Raw genomic sequence first — 20401 nt, forward strand, 5'->3', positions numbered from 1 at the left:
CGCAGCTCACGGCCGCGTAGAGTACGGCCACACCAACGGCTCCCCCTCCTCGGACGGACCCGGGCGCCTCCGGGCACGACCCCGAACCGCAGTGCCGGGGCGGGGCGTTCACCGCCGCGGGGAAGAGGCGCTCCGGTGCGCACCGCCCTGTCCGGGACGGTACTCACGTTCGACTGAGTAGGGGTACCCATGCCCGGGACCGCTGAGGGCGACAGACTCCCGCCCATGGACAACGAGCCACCGCCCGTGCCCGCGCCCGAGGGGGACGCGGAAGCCGAACTGCGGGAGATCGACCGCGCACTGGCCCGGATCGACGCCGAGCGTGCCCGGCTGCTCGCGCGCCGGTCCGAGCTGCTCGTGCGGTTGTGGGGGCGGCAAGCCCCGGCGCGGGCCGCGAGCGGCGCGCCCCCGAGTGGGCATCCGCGCCCGGCGGACCGGCGGGAGGCGGGGGCGCCGGCGGTGCGGAACGTGCTGCTGACCCTCGGCGGGATCCTCCTGGCCGTCGCCGTGATCGCCTTCACCGTGCTCAGCTGGGGCCGGATGGGCATCGGCGGCCGAGCGGCGGTCCTCGGCGTGCTGACCGTCTGCGCGCTGGCGGTACCCGTGCCGCTGCTGCGGCGGGGGCTGGGGGCCACGGCGGAGGTGATCGGCTGCCTGGGGCTGCTCCTGCTGGTGCTGGACGCCTACGCCCTGCACCGGGTGGCGCTCCCGGACGTCCGCGGCACGGCGTACACGGCCGTCGTCAGCGCGGTACTGGCCGTGGTGTGGGCCGGGTACAGCCGGCTGTTGCCCCGGCTCGTGTCGCCGCCCGTGGCGGGGAGTTCCTCCCCGGCGGCCGGCGGGGGACGACGGAGCGGCGCCGGTGTCGCCGGGGGCCCGGCGGAGGCCGCCGGAGGACCGGCGGCGGGTGGCACGTCCTCCGGTGACACGGCGGCCGCTGTCCCGCACGGCGGGGCCCCGACGGGCGCCGGCACGGCGGACGGGGGTGCGGCCGGCGCGCCAGGCGGTGACACGCCGGGCGGCGACGCGGCTGGGGCAGCGGACGGTGGCGGGGCGGGCTCCGCAGCCGGGGGTTCGGCCGGGGGTGTGCCGGGGGCCGGTGTTCCGGGCGGCGGCAGGGTGCCGCGCCTGATCCCCGCCCTGGCCGTGCTGCCGGCCCAACTGCCGCTGCTGTTCTGGTCGATCGCGGTGGAGGCGGACGCCTTCGGCTCCGGCGCCGCGCTGCTGGCCACGGCCACGCTCGACGCCGGGATCGCCCTGCGGTTCGCGCAGCCCGCGATACGTCGCACGGCGGCGGCCCTGGGCATGCTCGCGGGCGCCGCCGGTCTCCTGCCGGCGGTGTGGATGTCGGCGACCGCAGGGGAGCTCGCGGAGGCGGCGCGGGGAGCCCTCCTGCTGTGCGGCGCTGCCGTGGTCCTGTGGTCCCTCGCAGCCCGCCTCCCCGCGCCCGGCGCGGTCGCCACCCCGCCCGGGACGGCTCCGGACGCCCCAGCGGTGACGGAAGCGACCTCGGGCGCGGCTCCGGCCACCGCCCGGTCGTCCGCATCGGGTCGCGGCCCCGCGTCCGGCAGGGCCGGCACCACTCCCGGAAGGGCCACGAGCGCCCGGCCGGTCACGGGAGCGGTCTCGGGGGCGGCTCCGGGCTCCGTCCCGTCGTCCGCGCCCGGCCGCGGCCCCGCGCTGCTCTCCCCCGTCCTCCGGCCGCACCGGGGACCGCGGGCCCGTCTCCTCTCCCCGGCCGTTCCCGCCGCGGTCGCCGGGCTGGCCGCCGTCACGGCGGCCGGGGGTCTGCTGCGCATGGCCCTGCCCGCCGGGTTCGGTGTGGCGGGTTATCTGCTGGGCGCCGTGCTGCTGCCGTACGCCGTGGGCGCGGCCGTGCGCCGCGCGCCGGAGCGTGCGGCGGGGCGCGGTACGGCGGTGGCCGCGGGCGTCGTTCATGTCCTGGCCCTGCTGTGGGTCCTGCCGGACACGGTCTCCGCCCTGCTGGGGCCGCTCGGCTGGGTGGACGCGGTGTGGGAGGGCGCCCCGCGGGGGGCGCGCGCCGCCGTGGCACCCGGCGTGCTGTGGGCGGGCGGCGCCGTCGTGCCCGTCGTCCTGGCGATGCTGGCCGTCTCCCTGTGCGCGGCGTCCCGGCTCCGCGCCGGGCGGCACGGGACGGCGCAGGACCCCGGAGCGGCGGCGGATGACGCGGGGACGGTGGCGGACGCGGGGACGGTGACGGCTCCGTCGCCCGGACACGGGGCCGCCCCCGCCGGGGCTCTCGTCCTCGCCGCCGCCGCGGCGGCGGTGCTGCCGGTGACCCTCGATCTCCTGTACCCGGTGGCGGTCCTGCTGCTGGCCGCGCAGGCGGCGGTGCTGCTGGTGGCGGCCGGGACCTCGGGCTCCGTGGTGGTCTCGCGCACGGCGCTCGCCTGCGCCCTGGCCGTGGCGGGCACGGCCGCGGGCTGGAGCCTGGCCGAACGGCCGGTGACGCAGGGGGCGTTGGCGGCGCTGGTGGTGGCGTTCGCGGTGGCCGCCGCCACCTCCCCGGCGGACAGCCGCGTACGGCAGCCCGTGACGGCGTGCGCGGCGGTCGCAAGCGCCGTCGGGCTGGTGGTGGCGCTGTGCGCGGGCGCCGGCGTCCCGGCGCACCGCACGGCGTTCGCGGTCCTCGCCGCGGCGGCGGCCGTGGAACTGCTCGCTTCCCGGCTGCGCGGGCGTCCGGCCGGGCCGCCACTGGAGGTGACGGGCGCGGCCACGGGACTGCTCGCCGTGGCCCTCGCCGTCACCGGCCCGGCGGCCGTCCTCGCCACCGTGCTGGCCCTGGCCGGTGTGGTGGCCGCGGGCTGCGCGCTCCGCGCCGACCGCCGCCGCACCGCCGGTTACACGGCCACCGTGCTGTTCGTCCTGGCCACGTGGGTGCGGCTCGGCGCCGCGGGGGTGGAGGCTCCGGAGGCGTACACCCTTCCGGTGACCGTCCCGGCGCTGGTGGTGGGGGTGTTGCGGCGCCGCGCGGACGCGGCGGCCTCCTCCTGGGCGGCGTACGGCCCCGGGTTGTCGGTGACGCTGCTGCCGGGCCTGGCAGCGGTGTGGACGGACAGCGGCTGGACGCGTCCGCTGCTCCTCGGCCTCGCGGCGCTCGGCCTGACCCTGCTCGGTGCCCGCGCGCGGTTGCAGGCGCCGCTGCTGCTGGGCGGCGGGGCGCTGGCCCTCGTCGCCCTGCACGAACTCGCCCCGTACCTTGTGCAGATGGCGGACGCGCTGCCGCGCTGGGTCCCGCCCGCGCTGGCCGGACTCCTGCTGCTCGGCATCGGTGCGACCTACGAACAGCGGCTGCGCGACGCCCGCAGACTCCGCGAACTGCTGGGCCGCATGCGCTGAAGGGGCCGGGGCTCCTCGCCAGATCATGCTGAACGGCCGCGGCGCGCGGCTTCCGCCGACGGCGGCCGCCGCACCGGGCGGGGATGGAGTCGGGGCAGCCGGTGCACCCGCCACCCGGACGGTGGACGCGGTTCCCGCCGCCGGGTGTCACCGGCGGCCGCAGTGGGCGGGGCCCGCAGCGGACGGTTCCGCTGCGGGCCCCGTTGTGCGTGGTGGGCCGGCTGCTCTCTGTGCAGGGGGCCGAGTCGGGCAATCGGTCCGGCTGTTCGAACGGCTTCTCCGCTCGCGGTTCCGGCGGATGCCCCGGGTGAGAGCCCCCGGGCCCGCTCGCGGAGGCCGGCCGCACCGCCCCGTCCGGGTCCTCGAACATGGCGGAAAGCGTTTGCGGCCCGGCCGTCACGGGACGGTGCCCGACCGCCGTTCAGAGGCGGAGGACGACCAGGGCGGTGTCGTCGGTGGCGCCGCCCGGCGGGAGCAGATCGGCGAGCAGGGCGTCGGCGAGAGCCTCGGGATCCGTCGTCCGGTGCCGGGCCAGCGAGGCGGCGAGCCGGCCCAGGCCCACGGCGAGGTCCTCCCGGCGGCGTTCGACCAGGCCGTCGGTGTAGAGCACGAGCATGGAGTCCTCGGTGAACGCCGTGTCGGCCTGGGGGCGGGGCGCGGGGGCGACGCGGGCGCCCAGCGGGGGGTCGGTCGCCTGGTCGAGGAACTGGACCGTGCCGTCGGAACGGCGGAGCACGGGCGGCAGATGGCCCGCGCTGCTGTAGGTGATGCGGTGGGTCTCCCAGTCGATGTACGCGGCGGCCGCCGTCGTCGTCTCCGCTCCGGCGACCGACCGGGCGTACAGCCCCAGGGCCTCCAGGGCCCGGGCCGGACCGTCGGCGACGCGGGAGGCGGCGCTGAGCGCGCTGCGGAGCTGTCCCATCACGCCGGCGGCGCGCAGACCGTGGCCGACGACGTCGCCGACCGCCACCGCCATGCGGTCGCCGGAGAGGCCGACCAGGTCGTACCAGTCACCGCACACGTTCAGGCCCTCTATGGCGGGCCGGTAGCGCACGGCCGCGTCGTGGTGCCCGACCGGCCGCGGCTGGGGCAGCATCGCGTCCTGCAGGGTCAGGGCGACCTCCCGCTCGCGCGCCCGCGCCCGGCGCAGGGATTCGTTGATCTCCTGCAACTCCCGGGCGCGGGTGTACAGCTCGGCCTCCAGCACGCGCACCCGGTCGCTGCTCCCGCCCTCGCCGTTCGGGCCGCCGCGGGCCCGGATCAGCTCGGTGACCTCCTCGACCCGGTGCAGCAGCAGCGCGACCTGTCCGTCGGGCCCGATCACGGGGGCGTTCACGGGGCTCCAGAACCGTTCCTCCCACACTCCGGGACGGTCCGGACGCTCCACGTCGTAGCGCTGGAGCGCCATGCTGTCGCGCTCCCCGGTGGACGCGACCCTGCGCAGCGACGCCCTGAGGTTGCGCATGCCGCTCGCGGCCGGATCGTTGGGGTTGTCGGGGAAGACATCGAACAGATAGCGGCCGACCACCTGTTCGCGGGGCCTCCCGGACAGGCTCAGGTATGCGGCGTTGACGTCGGCGAATACGAGCTCCGGGGTCAGCAGCGCGACCGCGCCGGGGAGGGCGTGGAAGACCGCCGCATAGTCGATACCCGTTTCCGTCACGTGATCGCGCTCCGTCATAGTGCGCCCACGATATGGGAGCCGGTGGACCGGCGGATCGGCGGATCGGCGTGTTGACCTACGGATACCCCGTGTGTTCACGCCGGTGGCGCCGGGCCCGGCCACCCGATCCCGACGCGGGCCGCCGGAGTCCGCACTGCCCCGCCCCGGTGGCGCACCGTCGGCTCCGCTCCGGTACGGCACCGGCCACTCCCTGTACGGGACGTGTACGGCTCCGGGCCGTGACCGGTGCGCCGTACGGGCGGTTGGCCGATGAGACGACCAGCTCACCGCAGAACGGACAAGGGGGGGCATCATGAGCACGGGAACCGGCCGGCCGGCCACCACCACACCGGACACCGCCGTCACCACTGTGACCACCGGCGGTGTCATCAAACGCGACCAGCGCAGGGAGAAGGACCACCCGCCCATCTGGCGCGCCTACGGAAAACTCGTCCGCCTCTTCCGCGAACGCGCCGGGCACACCCAGCAGACCCTCGCCGAGGCCATCGGCTACTCCCTGGAACAGGTCGCCTCCGTCGAACAGGGCCGCCGCCCCGCGAAGGACACCTTCACCAAGGCCGCCGAACGAGTCCTCGGCGCGGGCGGGGCCCTGTTCGTCCTCCAGGACGACGTGGACCGCGCCAAACTCCCGGAGTTCTTCCGCGACTTCGCGCTGCTGGAAGCCGAAGCCCTCAGCCGCTTCTCCTACGACCCCATGCTGATCCCCGGGTTGCTGCAGACCGAGGCGTACGCGCGAGCGCTGCTGGAGGCCCACTTCCCACCGATGGATGAGGAGACGATCGAACAGCACCTCGCCGCCCGCATGGCCCGGCAAGCTCTCCTCACCAAGAAGAACCCGACCGTGGTCTTCGTCTTCATCCTGGAGGAGGGCGCCCTGCACCGCATGGTCGGCGGTCCGGAGGTGATGCGCGGCCAGATGGAAAGGCTGCTGGAGTGCACCCGGATGCGCAACGTCGAAATCCAGGTCATGTCCACCTCGCAGGCCGCGCACAGCGGAGTCAACGGTCAAATGGTGCTGCTGGAAACCATCGAGCGCAGGCGGTTCGTGGCCATCGAATCGCAGGGGATCGTGAGCGTCCGGTCCGATGAGCACGAGGTCAGTGAATTCTGGATGCAGTATGGGATGCTGCGCACACAGGCTCTCAACGCCGCGGAGTCTGCCCGTCTCATCGAGCGAGAGGCAGGGAAGAGATGAGCACTGACCGGCACAACATCCCGCCGGACGAGCTGACTTGGGTCAAGAGCAGCTACAGCGGAACGAACGGCGGGGACTGCGTGGAGGTGGCCATGGCTGCCGGAGCCGTACACGTCCGGGATTCGAAGCGGGCGGAGGGCCCCGCGATCGGCGTCCACCGCCACACCTGGCCGGCCTTCCTCGCCTACATCACGGGCACCGATACCGGCGCCTGATCCAGGCGGGTTTCCGCCCCTGTGCCCCGCGTCCCGGGCTCCGGCACGCGGGGCACAGCCGTCCCCCGCCGCGTGATGCCCGCGCCGCCGCTCCCCGTCCGGCCGTCAGGTGCCGGCCGGCGCCCGGCGGCGGCCCGCTGCCCGGGGTGCGGCCACCTCGGCCCAGACCGTCTTCGTGTACGGATCGTGTGCTTCACAGCCCCAGCGTTCCGCGTGGGCCGCGACGATCAGCAGGCCGCGGCCGCCGTCCGCCTCCGGGCCCGGGACGTCCGGGGCCGTCGCCGGCGGTACGCGCTCCGGGCGGGCGTCGGTCACCTCGACCCGCACGACGACGGGCCGCAGCAGCAGCGTCAAGCGGAAGTCCCGTCCCGGCAGGCGGCCGTGCGTCACCGCGTTGGCGGCCAGTTCCCCGACGACGGCGGCCACGGCCCGCGAGACGGCCGAGTCGTACGGGATACGCCACTCGGCGAGCTGCTGTACGGCGAGGTGGCGGGCCACCCGGGCGCCACGCCTGGTGGCGCTGAGGCGGATGGTGAACCGCCGGGCGGGGGTGGTTGGTTGTGCGGTGGTGGGGCTGTGCGTTCCCATGCGGTGACCATCCCGCCCCTGCGACGGCCCCCACCAGGGCGGACGGGTGTCGCGGGAGGACGGTACGCGCGGGGCGCGGGGCCGGTACGGCGGGGGTACGCAGTCCCGGCCCGGGTCCGGCCCGGGTCGCGGCCGGTGTCCCGGCCCCCGGTCTTCGTCCGGTGTGACGGTTCCGGCCCGGACGCGGCGGGGTTCCCCGGCGTCCGGCGGACCGCAAACCCCCGGTGCGCGGCGGGGAGCGTCATTCACGGGCCCGGTGGTGGCATGGCGGAGCACTGCGCGCCTCCCGTCGTTCCGTTCACCTCCCGCCCGATTCCGTGCGCGCTGCTCCGTTCGTGGCATTTATCCGCTGCAGCTCTGGAGTGGCGGGCGGGACCGTGGGTCCATGGGTGGTATTGGCCGGCTGGCCGCTCTCACAGCATGACCGGCACCGGACGGCACGGTGCGGCGCGGCGCGCCCTGCTCCGCATCGTGCCCCGCCGCTCGGGCCCGGTACGCCCGGAGGACCCCGTTTCCGGCTCGGTGATCCCCGTGTCCGGGGATTCCGTGTCCGGGGACCGCAGGTGACGGGGCGTCGGAACCGGGGCCCCGTCACCGGCGGGCGGCGGAGTGCGGTGGGGAGCGGACCGGCCCCGTAACGCGAAAGGCCGTGTCATGCCCTATTCCACGCTGACGACCATCACCGCCTCGCCCACGACAACGGTGTACGGACAGCCGGTCACCTTCACCGCCACGGTGCGCTCCCTCTACCCGCCCGCCGGAACACCGACCGGCACCGTCACCTTCCGGATCGACGGCCCGGGCGGCGGCACCTTCACCGCGGCGCTGGACTCCCTGGGCCGGGCCCGGGTCACCCTCAGCACGCTGGACGCCGGGACGCACTCGATCACCGCCACCTACAACGGCTCGCCCGTCTACCTCCGCTCCCAGGGCTTCTTCCTCTACGGCGTGACCCGGGCCTCGACGGCCACCCGGGTGAGTTCCTCCCCGGACCCCTCCGCTCCCGGTCAGCCCGTCACGTTCACCGCCCGGGTGGAGGCCGTGCCGCCCGGGGCCGGAACCCCCACGGGGGAGGTGGTGTTCGTCATCGGCGCCCTGGGGGCGTTCACCGCGCGGCTGGACGCGAACGGCGTCGCCCGGGTCACCGTGAGCCGCCTGCCCACCGGCACCAGCGGCGTCACGGCCATCTACAAGGGCGACCACAACTTCCTGCCGTCCTCGGGCACCGGCACCCACAGCGTCGAGCCGGTGCGGTATCCGACCACCACCACGGTGGTCTCGGCTCCCGACCCGTCGGCGGTCGGGCAGCCGGTGACCATCACCGCCACCGTCACCCCGGATCCCGGCGCCGACTGCCCCGGGCCGCCGACCGGCACGGTGACATTCGTCGTCAGCGGCGACGGCGGGGGCACCTTCGTCCGGAGTGTGGGGGCCGGCGGCACGGCCACCCTGACCCTGTCCACCCTGGGCCCCGGCAGCCACGACATCACGGCGACCTACAACGGCGACGCCTGCTACCTCGGTTCGGCGGGCACCGACACGCACACCGTCGGCCAGGCCACGACCACGACCACCGTCGTCTCCGCCCCCGACCCCTCCGCCTTCGGCGAGACCGTCACCTTCACCGCGACCGTCACCCCGGTGCCGCCGGGCAGCGGCACCCCGACCGGCCACGTGGTCTTCGAGATCGACGGGCTGACGCTCACCGGCACCCTGGTGAACGGTGTGGCGGCCGTCAGCACCGACGCCCTGCCGATCGGCGAGTACGACGTCACCGCCACCTACCCCGGCGATCCGGGCTACGCCGGCTCGCAGGGCTTCGACACCCACACCGTCGGGCGGGCGACGACCACCACCACCGTCACCAGCAGCCCCGACCCGTCCGCCTACGGCGAGCCGGTCACCTTCACCGCCACCGTCACTCCCGTCGTCCCCGGTACGGGCACGCCGACCGGCACCGTCCGCTTCGAGATCACCGGGCCCTCCGGCACGATCGTGCGGACCGGCGAACTGGACGTCTCCGGGCAGGCCGTGGTCCTCCTCCAGGACCTGGAGGCCGAGGAGTACACGGTCACCGCGGTCTACCAGGGCGACGCGACCTTCGCCGGCTCCTCCGGGACCGACACCCACACCGTCACCCGGGCCGCCACCAGCACCCTGCTGGTCTCCTCCCCCGACCCCTCCGAGTACGGCCAGAACGTCACCTTCGAGGCCCTGGTGTCCTCCACCGTGCCCGGCGGGCCGGTGCCGACCGGCACCGTCACCCTCACCGTGGGCGGCAACACCGTGGTCCTCAGCCTGGACGCGACCGGGACCGCGCGGTTCACCACCGCCACCCTGCCCGCGGGCAGTTACACCGCCACCGCCGCCTACAGCGGCGACGAGAACCACGAACCGTCCAGCGGCACCGACCCGCACACCGTGGACCGGGCCCCGACCCGCACCGTCCTCACCTCCGTCCCCGATCCCTCCGTCTTCGGCGAGGAGGTCGTCTTCCGGGTGACGGTGAGCGCGGTCGGCCCCGGGGCGGGCGTCCCCACCGGCTCCGTCACCGTCACCGACAGCGCCGGCGACACCTTCACCCTGGAACTGGACGAGACCGGCTCGGCCGAGGTGCGCACCGCGGGCCTGCCGGTGGGCACGTACAGCGCGACGGCCGATTACCTCGGCGACGGCAACTTCGCGCCCTCGTCGGGCAGCGACAGCCACCGGGTCGACCGAGCGGGGACCACCCTCGCCGTCACCACCGGCCCCGACCCGTCCGTCCTCGGCGAGACCGTCACCTTCACCGCCACCGTCACCCCCACTGCCCCCGGCGCGGGCACCCCGGCCGGCACCGTCGTCTTCCTTGTCGACGGCAGGGAACTGGCCGGCACGCTGACCGGCGGCACCGTCACCGTCACCGACAGCACCCTGCCCGTGGGGACCTACACCGTGACCGCGGTGTACGCCGGTGACGCGAGCTTCACCGGCTCCACCGGCACCGACACCCACACCGTCACCGCCGCGGACACCACCACCACCGTCACCAGCAGCCCCGACCCGTCGGTGTTCGGCCAGCCCGTGCTCGTCACGGCCCAGGTCCTGCCGGTGACGCCGACGGGGCTCGTGCCCGGCGGCACCGTCACCTTCACCGTCTCCGGCGGGGGCGGCACCACCACCGTCCCCGTGGACACCGGCGGCGCCGCCACCTTCACCCTGCACGCGCTGCCCGCCGGCCCGCACGAGATCACCGCGGTCTACAGCGGCGACGCGAGCTTCACCGGCTCCACGGGCACCGACACCCACACCGTCACCGCCGCGGACACCACCACCACGGTCACCACCGCGCCCGACCCCTCCGCGTCGGGCACGCCCGTGACCATCAGCGCCACGGTGACGGCCGACCCGCCCGGCTCCGGGACCCCCACCGGTACGGTGCTCTTCACCATCGACGGCGTCCCGCAGACCCCCGTCCCGCTGAACCCGGACGGCACGGCGGTCCTCGTCACCTCCTCGCTGGGGCTGACCCCGGACCCGCACCTCATCACCGCCGACTACACCAGCGACACCGCGAACTTCACCGGCTCCTCGGGCTCCGACACCCACCGGGTGGTGGTGAACCCGCAGACCGCCACCACCGTCGGCTCCTCGCCCGACCCGTCGGTCTTCGGCGAGACCGTCACCTTCACCGCCACCGTGACGCCCTCGGGGCCCGGCCCGGTGCCCACCGGCACGGTCACCTTCGTCGTCTCGGGCGGCAGCGGCGGCGGTACGTTCACCCGGCCCCTGGACGGCACCGGCACCGCCACCCTCACCCTGGACACCCTCAGCGTCGCCACCCACGCGGTGACGGCCACCTACAGCGGCGACGCCGTCTACACCGAGCCGTCCAGCGGCACCGACACCCACGTCGTGGACCGCGCGGCCACGCTCGTCACGGCCGGCAGCGCCCCCGACCCGTCGGTCTTCGGCGAGACCGTCGCCTTCACCGCCACCGTGGTGCCGATCGCCCCCGGCGCCGGCACCCCCACCGGCGAAGTGGTCTTCACCATCGACGGCACCGTCACGCTCACCGGCATCCTCTCCGGCGGCACCGTCACCGTCACCGACGCCACGCTTCCCGCCGGACCGCACACCGTGATCGCCGAGTACGTCGGCGACGAGAACTTCACCGGCTCCACCGGCTCCGACAGCCACCAGGTCGTCCGGGCGGACACCACCACGACGGTCGCCACCTCGCCCGACCCCTCGGTCTTCGGGCAGCCGGTCACCGTGACCGCCGTGGTCGCGCCGGTCGCCCCCGGCGCGGGCACCCCCACCGGCACCGTCACCTTCACCCCCGGTGGGGGCAGTGCCACCACCGTCCCGCTCGGCCCGGACGGCACGGCCACCCTGGTTCTCACCTCCCTGCCGGCCGGGGTCCGGACCATCGACGCCGTCTACAGCGGCGACCCCGGCCACAACCCCTCCGCCGGCAGCGACACCCACACCGTCACCGCCGCGGACACCACGACGACCGTCACCAGCAGCCCCGCCCCCTCGGTCTTCGGGCAGCCCGTCCTGTTCAGCGCCGCCGTCTCCCCCGTGGCCCCCGGCTCCGGCACGCCCACCGGCACGGTGGAGTTCCAGATCACCGGACCGACGACCACGACGCTCACCGGCACCCTGAATCCGGGCGGGATCGCCGTGGTCAGCACCGGCACGCTGCCCACCGGGGACTACACCGTCACCGCCACGTACAGCGGAAGCCCGGACTTCACCGGCTCCACCGGCACCGACACCCACACCGTGGCCCGGGCCCTCACGCAGACCACGGTGCTCACCGCACCCGACCCCTCGGTCTCCGGCCAGGACGTGCTCTTCGAGGCCGTGGTCGCCCCCATCGCCCCGGGGCAGGGGATTCCCACCGGGTCGGTCACCTTCGTCGACAGCGGCGGCGGCTCCGTCACCGTCCCGCTGGACGCCAACGGCGTCGCCCGGACCACCACCAGCACGCTCCCGGCGGGCAGTTACCTCGTGGACGCCTTCTACGGCGGCAGCGCGGACTTCGCCCCGTCGAGCGGCGCGGACACCCACCAGGTGGACAAGGCCGCCACGCGGACGGTCATCACCGTCAGCCCCTCCCCGTCCGTCTTCGGCGAGGAAGTCCTGCTGCGGGCCGTGGTGACGCCCATCGCCCCGGGCGCCGGGGTGCCGACCGGCTTCGTCCTCATGACGGAACCCGGCGGCGTGACCTTCCTCGTGCCGCTCGACGCGAGCGGTGTCGCCGAGGTCCGCACCACGGAGCTCGCGGTGGGCTCCTACAGCGGCACCGCCACCTACCAGGGTGACGCCAACTTCCTGCCCTCCACCGGTGCCGGCACCCACACCGTGGGCCGCGCCGGCACCACGACCACGGTCACCACCGGCCCCGATCCGTCCGTCTTCGGGCAGGAGGTCACCCTCACCGCCACGGTGGCACCGGTCGCCCCGGGCGCCGGAACGCCCACCGGCACGGTCACCTTCACCGTCGACGGCACCACGACGCTCACCGCCGCCCTGTCCGGCGGCACCGCCAGCGCCGTCATCAGCACCCTGCACACCGGCCCCCACACCATCACCGCCGTCTACGCCGGCGACGCGAGCTTCACCGGCTCCACCGGCACCGACACGCACCAGGTGGACCAGGCCGCCACCACGACGACCGTCACCAGCGATCCGGACCCCTCGGTGTTCGGCCAGCCGGTCGTCCTCACCGCCGCGGTGCAGCCGGTGTTCCCCGGCGCGGGCGTCCCCACCGGGACGGTCACCTTCACCATCAGCGGCGGCGGCACGTTCACGGTTCCGCTGGACTCCTCGGGCACCGCCACCCTGAGCACCGCCACGCTGCCCGCCGGGTCCCTCACCGTCACCGCCGTCTACAGCGGCGACCCGGACTTCACCACCTCCACCGGCACCGACACCCACACCGTCGCCCCGGCGGCGACCACCACCACCGTCACCAGCAGCCCCGACCCCTCGGCGCTCGGCGACCCCGTCACGATCCGCGCCGTCGTCACCGCCGACCCGCCCGGCTCGGGCACCCCCACCGGCACCGTGGTCTTCACCATCGACGGCACCCCGCAGGCCCCGGTCGCGCTGGACGCGAACGGCACCGCCGTCCTCATCACCAGCTCCCTCGGCCTGACCCCCGACCCGCACACCGTCGAGGCCCAATACCTGCCCGGCACCGGTGACTTCGCCGGCTCCTCCGGCTCGGACACCCACCGGGTGGAGGTCACCCCGCAGACCACGACGGTGGTCACCTCCGCCCCCGACCCGTCCGTCTTCGGCGAAACGGTGACCTTCACCGCCACCATCACCCCGGCCGGCGCGGGCCCGGTCCCGACCGGGACGGTGACCTTCACCGTCAGCGGCGGTACGGGCGGCGGGACGTTCACCGTCCCGGTGGACGCGAGCGGCACCGCGACACTCACGCTGGACACGCTGAGCGTCGCCGACCACGCGGTGACCGCCGCCTACAGCGGCGACGGGACCTACGATCCGTCCAGCGGCTCGGACACCCATCTGGTGAACCGGGCTTCCACCCGCGTCGAGACCACGAGCTTCCCGGACCCCTCCGTCTCCGGCCAGGAGGTCACGCTCACCGCGACCGTGGTGCCCCTCGCCCCCGGCGCCGGCACACCGACCGGCCAGATCACGTTCACGATCGACGGCACCACCACCCTCACCGCCCCCCTCACCGGCGGCACCGCCACCACCACCATCAGCACCCTGGCCCCCGGCCCGCACTCCATCACCGCCGAGTACTCCGGCGACCAGAGCTTCAACTCCTCCACCGGCACCGACACCCATCAGGTCGACCGGGCCGGAACGGACACCACCGTCACCAGCGGCCCCGACCCGTCGGTGTCCGGCCAGCCGGTGACGTTCACCGCCGCCGTCACCGCCCAGCCGCCCGGCGCCGGCGTCCCCACCGGGACCGTCACCTTCACCTTCGGCGCCGGCAGCGGCACCGGGCCCGTCACGGTGCCGCTGGACCCCACCGGCACCGCCACCCTGACCACCGGCGCACTGCCCGTCGGCCACTACCTCGTCACCGCCACCTACAACGGCGACGCGGCCTTCACCCCGTCCTTCGGCGTGGACACCCACAACGTCGAACGGGCGGCCACCCGGATCGACGTCACCAGCAGCCCGGACCCCTCGGCGTACGGGCAGTCGGTGGTCTTCCTCGCGACGCTCTCCCCGGTGGCCCCGGGCGCGGGCACGCCCGGCGGCACGGTGGTCTTCGAGTTCACCGGGCCGACGACGCTGACCCTCACCGGCACGGTCGGCGCGAACGGCGTCGCGGAGGTGGACACCGGCGAACTCGACGCCGGGGAGTACACGGTCACCGCCGGCTACAGCGGTGACAGCGGCTTCCTGCCGGTCACCGGCAGCGACACGCACACCGTGTCCCGGGCCGCCACCCAGACCGTGCTGGTGTCCACGCCCGACCCGTCCGTCTACGGGCAGGAGGTACTGTTCGAGGCCGTGGTGTCGGCGGTCCCGCCCGGCGCGGGGACACCGACCGGCACGGTCACCCTCGTCAGCAGCCGCGGGGACAGCGTCGTCCTGCCACTGGACGCGAACGGTGTCGCCCGGTTCACGGACAGCACCTTCCCGGCCGGGAGTTACTCGGCCGACGCCTTCTACAGCGGGGACGCGAACTTCGCGCCGTCCAGCGGTGCGGACACCCATGTGGTCGACCGGGCGGCGACGACGACGTCCATCACCGTCACGCCCAGCCCGTCGGTCTTCGGCGAGGAGATCCTGCTGCGGACGGTGGTCACGGCGGTGTCCCCGGGCGCGGGCATCCCGACGGGCACCGTGGTGCTGACCGAGCCCAGCGGCGTGTTCTTCACGGCAGAGCTGGACGAGTTCGGTGTCGCGGAGGTCCGGACGACCGAGCTGGCGGTGGGCTCCTACAGCGGCACCTCCGCCTATCTCGGCGATGCCAACTTCCTCCCCTCCAGCGGCGCCGGCACCCATGTGGTGACTCCGGCGGACACCACGACCACCGTCACGTCCACGCCCGACCCGACGGTCTTCGGGCAGACCGTCACCCTGACAGCCGTCGTCGCGCCCGTGCCGCCCGGCTCGGGGACGCCGCAGGGCACGGTGAACTTCGTCATCGACGGCAGCACGACACTCGTCGGCACCCTCGTGGGCGGGACCGCCACCGTCACCACCAACTCACTCTCCACAGGCCCGCACACCATCGTCGCCACCTACGTCGGCGCCGGCGACCCGGGCTTCAACAGCTCCAGCGGCACCGACACCCACCAGGTCAACCAGGCCAGCACCACCACCACGGTCAGCTCCGGCCCCGACCCCTCCTACGTCGGCCAGCCCGTCGTCTTCACCGCCGCCGTCACCACCAACACACCCGGCAGCGGCACCCCCACCGGCACCGTCACCTTCACCATCACCGGACACGGAACCACCACCGTCCCCGTCGACACCAACGGAACCGCCACCCTCACCGTCAACTCCCTCCCCGCCGGCGCCCAAACCGCCACCGCCACCTACAACGGCGACACCAACCACACCACCTCCACCGGCACCACCACCCAGCAAGTCCTCGCCGCCCTCACCACCACCACGGTGACCACCAGCCCCGACCCCTCAGCTCTCGGCTCCCCCGTCACCATCCGCGCCACCGTCACCACCAACCCACCCGCCACCGGCACCCCCACCGGAACCGTCACCTTCACCATCGACGGCACCCCCCAAACACCCATCCCCCTCGACCCCAACGGCGACGCCGTCCTCACCACCAGCGCCCTCGGCCTCACCCCCAACCCCCACACCATCACCGCCGACTACACCCCCAACACCCCCGACCACACCCCCTCCACCGGCACCGACACCCACACCGTCGAACTCGCCCCCCAGACCACCACCACCGTCACCTCCACCCCCGACCCCACCGTCTTCGGCCAGACCGCCACCTTCACCGCCACCGTCACCCCCAACGCCGCCGGACCCACCCCCACCGGCACCGTCACCTTCACCATCAGCGGCGGCACCGGCGGCGGCACCTTCACCCAACCCCTCGACGGCACCGGCACCGCCACCCTCAACCTCACCACCCTCAGCGTCACCGAACACGCCGTCACCGCCACCTACAACGGCGACACCAACTACGACCCCTCCACCGGCGCCGACACCCACCTCGTCAACCCCGCCAACACCACCACCACCGTCACCACCGGTCCGGACCCGTCGGTCTTCGGCGAGCCGGTAACCCTCACCGCCACCGTCGCACCCGTCGCACCCGGCACAGGCACCCCCCAAGGCCAGGTCACCTTCCTCATCGACGGCACCACCACCCTCACCGCCACCCTCACCAGCGGCACCGCCACCACCACCATCAACACCCTCACCCCCGGCCCCCACACCATCACCGCCACCTACAACGGCGACACCGGCTTCAACGCCTCCACCGCCACCGACACCCACCAGGTCAACCCCGCCAACACCACCACCACCGTCACCAGCAACCCCGACCCCTCCGTCTACGGCCAGCCCATCGTCTTCACCGCCCAAGTCCTCCCGGCGTCTCCGGGAGCCGGCATCCCCACCGGAACCGTCACCTTCGCCATCAGCGGCGGCGGAGGCACATTCACCCGCACCGTGGACGAAACCGGCCACGCCACCCTCACCGTGCCCGTACTCCCCACCGGCAACTACACGGTCACAGCCACCTACAGCGGCGACACCGGCTTCAACACCTCCACCGGAACGGACACCCAGACCGTCAACCAGGCGACGACGCAGATGACGGTCACCAGTACTCCCGACCCGTCCGCCTACGGGGCGTCGGACCTCTTCGTGGCCGTCGTCCAGCCCGTCTCCCCCGGCGGTGGCACCCCCACCGGGACGGTGAGCTTCGTCATCAGCGGGCCCACCACCGTCACGCTCAACGCGACACTCGACGCCAACGGAGTGGCGGAGGTGGCCACCGCTCTCCTGCCCGCCGGGGAGTACACGGTCACCGCCACCTACAGCGGTAGCGGCGACTTCACTCCGGTCACCGGCACCGACACGCACACCGTCACCCGGGCCGCCACCCAGACCGTGATCACCTCTTCCCCGGACCCGTCGGTCACCGGCGAGCCGGTCCTCTTCGAGGTCGTCGTGACGCCCATCTCCCTGGGCGTCGGGGTGCCCTCGGGCACGGTCACCGTCCTCACCAGCCGGGGCGACACCATCCCCCTGACGCTGGACGCGAACGGCCGGGCGAGCTTCACCGACGCCTCCTTCCCGGCGGGGAGTTACTCCCTCGACGCCTTCTACGACGGGGACGCGAACTTCGCGCCGTCCAGCGGTGCGGACACCCATGTGGTCGACCGGGCGGCGACGACGACGTCCATCACCGTCACGCCCAGCCCGTCGGTCTTCGGCGAGGAGATCCTGCTGCGGGCCGTGGTCACCCCGGTGGCGCCCGGCGCGGGTGTTCCCACCGGCATCGTGGTCATGAGTGAGCCCAGCGGTGTGCTGTTCATCGCGGAGCTGGACGAGTTCGGTGTCGCGGAGGTCCGCACGACCGAGCTGGCGGTGGGCTCCTACAGCGGCACCGCCGCCTACCAGGGAGACGCCAACTACCTTCCGTCCGCGGGTTCCGGCACCCATGTGGTGACTCCGGCGGACACCACCACCACCGTCACGTCCACGCCCGACCCGACGGTCTTCGGGCAGACCGTCACCCTGACAGCCGTCGTCGCGCCCGTACCGCCCGGCTCGGGGACGCCGCAAGGCACGGTGAACTTCGTCATCGACGGCACCACGACACTCGTCGGCACCCTCGTGGGCGGGACCGCCACCGTCACCACCAACTCACTCTCCACAGGCCCGCACACCATCGTCGCCACCTACGTCGGCGCCAGTGACCCGAGCTTCAACAGCTCCAGCGGCACCGACACCCACCAGGTCAACCAGGCCAGCACCACCACCACGGTCAGCTCCGGCCCCGACCCCTCCTACGTCGGCCAGCCCGTCGTCTTCACCGCCGCCGTCACCACCAACACACCCGGCAGCGGCACCCCCACCGGCACCGTCACCTTCACCATCACCGGACACGGAACCACCACCGTCCCCGTCGACACCAACGGAACCGCCACCCTCACCGTCAACTCCCTCCCCGCCGGCGCCCAAACCGCCACCGCCACCTACAACGGCGACACCAACCACACCACCTCCACCGGCACCACCACCCAGCAAGTCCTCGCCGCCCTCACCACCACCACGGTGACCACCAGCCCCGACCCCTCAGCTCTCGGCTCCCCCGTCACCATCCGCGCCACCGTCACCACCAACCCACCCGCCACCGGCACCCCCACCGGAACCGTCACCTTCACCATCGACGGCACCCCCCAAACACCCATCCCCCTCGACCCCAACGGCGACGCCGTCCTCACCACCAGCGCCCTCGGCCTCACCCCCAACCCCCACACCATCACCGCCGACTACACCCCCAACACCCCCGACCACACCCCCTCCACCGGCACCGACACCCACACCGTCGAACTCGCCCCCCAGACCACCACCACCGTCACCTCCACCCCCGACCCCACCGTCTTCGGCCAGACCGCCACCTTCACCGCCACCGTCACCCCCAACGCCGCCGGACCCACCCCCACCGGCACCGTCACCTTCACCATCAGCGGCGGCACCGGCGGCGGCACCTTCACCCAACCCCTCGACGGCACCGGCACCGCCACCCTCAACCTCACCACCCTCAGCGTCACCGAACACGCCGTCACCGCCACCTACAACGGCGACACCAACTACGACCCCTCCACCGGCGCCGACACCCACCTCGTCAACCCCGCCAACACCACCACCACCGTCACCACCGGTCCGGACCCGTCGGTCTTCGGCGAGCCGGTAACCCTCACCGCCACCGTCGCACCCGTCGCACCCGGCACAGGCACCCCCCAAGGCCAGGTCACCTTCCTCATCGACGGCACCACCACCCTCACCGCCACCCTCACCAGCGGCACCGCCACCACCACCATCAACACCCTCACCCCCGGCCCCCACACCATCACCGCCACCTACAACGGCGACACCGGCTTCAACGCCTCCACCGCCACCGACACCCACCAGGTCAACCCCGCCAACACCACCACCACCGTCACCAGCAACCCCGACCCCTCCGTCTACGGCCAGCCCATCGTCTTCACCGCCCAAGTCCTCCCGGCGTCTCCGGGAGCCGGCATCCCGACCGGAACCGTCACCTTCGCCATCAGCGGCGGCGGAGGCACATTCACCCGCACCGTGGACGAAACCGGCCACGCCACCCTCACCGTGCCCGTACTCCCCACCGGCAACTACACGGTCACAGCCACCTACAGCGGCGACACCGGCTTCAACACCTCCACCGGAACGGACACCCACACGGTGAACGCGGCCGACACCGCGACCTCGGTCACCGGCACGCCGAACCCCTCGTTCTTCGGGGAGCAGGTCACCTTCATCGCCGTCGTCCAGTCCCTCTTGCCCGGCAGTGGCACCCCCACCGGGGACGTCGTCTTCACCATTGGGGGCGGGGGCGGGGGCAGCTTCACGGTGACGCTGGACTCCGACGGCATCGCCCAACTCACCCTCAGCACCCTGGAGGTGGGCCCGCACACCGTCACCGCCGACTACGAGAGCGACAGCGGCAACTTCAACGACTCCACGGGCAGCACCACGCAGATCGTCGACCTGTCGCCGACGACGACCACGGTGACTTCCGCACCGGACCCCTCGATCTTCGGGGAACCGGTCACCCTCACCGCCACCGTGGCCGCGACAGTGCCGGGCGCGGGCACACCCACCGGCACCGTCACCTTCGTCATCGACGGCACCACCAGCGTCACCCAGCCGCTGGTCTCCGGCGTGGCCACCTTCACCACCAGTTCGCTGGCCATCGGCCCGCACACGGTCCAGGCGTCCTACAACGGTGACGCGCAGTTCGCCACCTCCAGCGGCGCCGACACCCACACCGTGGACCGGGCGCCGACCACGACCGTCTCCGCCTCGTCCCCGAACCCGTCCTTGCCCGGCCGGCTGGTGACCTTCACGGCGACGGTGACACCGGTGCCCCCGGGAACCGGGACGCCCACCGGCACCGTCACCTTCGTCATCGACGGTGGCGGCGGCGGGACCTTCACCGCACCGCTGATCGGCGGCGTGGCCACCACCACCAACCGGGGCCTGACACTCGGCCCGCACACCGTCACCACCACCTACAGCGGCGACGCGGACTTCCAGCCCTCCACCGGATCCCACGTCCACACGGTGTCGAACTGACACGACCGTCGCAGAGAGGGGCCGTCCGGGTTCTCCCCGGGCGGCCCCTCCGCT

At 73.8% G+C, this 20401-nt stretch carries 6 protein-coding genes; 4 read left to right on the forward strand and 2 right to left on the reverse strand.

The genetic code is table 11. The annotated features are described in order from the left end of the window. Positions 1 to 225: 225 nt before the first annotated feature. Positions 226 to 3360: an SCO7613 C-terminal domain-containing membrane protein gene (locus tag KBZ10_RS06635; protein WP_210986559.1), complete on the forward strand. Its 3135-nt coding sequence runs from the start codon at positions 226 to 228 to the stop codon at positions 3358 to 3360. 421 nt (positions 3361 to 3781) lie between these two features. Here the strand turns inward: KBZ10_RS06635 and KBZ10_RS06640 are convergent, their stop codons facing one another. Then, entirely contained in the window at positions 3782 to 5023 is a 1242-nt protein-coding gene (locus tag KBZ10_RS06640; protein ID WP_210986699.1) for a PP2C family protein-serine/threonine phosphatase, read from the reverse strand. 313 nt (positions 5024 to 5336) lie between these two features. On the opposite strand from KBZ10_RS06640, the gene KBZ10_RS06645 reads away from it, so the two are divergent. Together KBZ10_RS06645 and KBZ10_RS06650 are read left to right on the forward strand one after the other, a co-directional pair. After that, positions 5337 to 6239 (forward strand): helix-turn-helix transcriptional regulator, encoded by a 903-nt coding sequence (locus tag KBZ10_RS06645; RefSeq protein ID WP_210986560.1) that lies wholly within the window; start codon positions 5337 to 5339, stop codon positions 6237 to 6239. Further along, positions 6236 to 6454 carry a DUF397 domain-containing protein gene (locus KBZ10_RS06650; protein WP_210986561.1) on the forward strand — a complete coding sequence of 73 codons (219 nt, stop codon included), beginning with the start codon at positions 6236 to 6238 and terminating at the stop codon, positions 6452 to 6454. Before KBZ10_RS06645 ends, KBZ10_RS06650 begins: the two co-directional genes overlap by 4 nt. A 105-nt stretch (positions 6455 to 6559) precedes the next feature. Here KBZ10_RS06650 and KBZ10_RS06655 read toward each other — a convergent pair whose 3' ends face one another. Continuing rightward, a complete protein-coding gene (locus KBZ10_RS06655) occupies positions 6560 to 7042 on the reverse strand; it encodes an ATP-binding protein (RefSeq protein ID WP_210986562.1) in 483 nt (160 codons plus the stop codon). Between the two features lie 654 nt (positions 7043 to 7696). On the opposite strand from KBZ10_RS06655, the gene KBZ10_RS06660 reads away from it, so the two are divergent. Beyond that, complete coding sequence (locus KBZ10_RS06660; RefSeq protein ID WP_210986563.1) at positions 7697 to 20347, forward strand: Ig-like domain repeat protein; 12651 nt, start codon at positions 7697 to 7699, stop codon at positions 20345 to 20347. The last annotated feature ends 54 nt before the right edge of the window (positions 20348 to 20401 follow it).

Source organism: Streptomyces sp. F63 (genome assembly GCF_018070345.1).
In the GTDB taxonomy this organism is placed as follows: Bacteria; Actinomycetota; Actinomycetes; order Streptomycetales; family Streptomycetaceae; genus Streptomyces.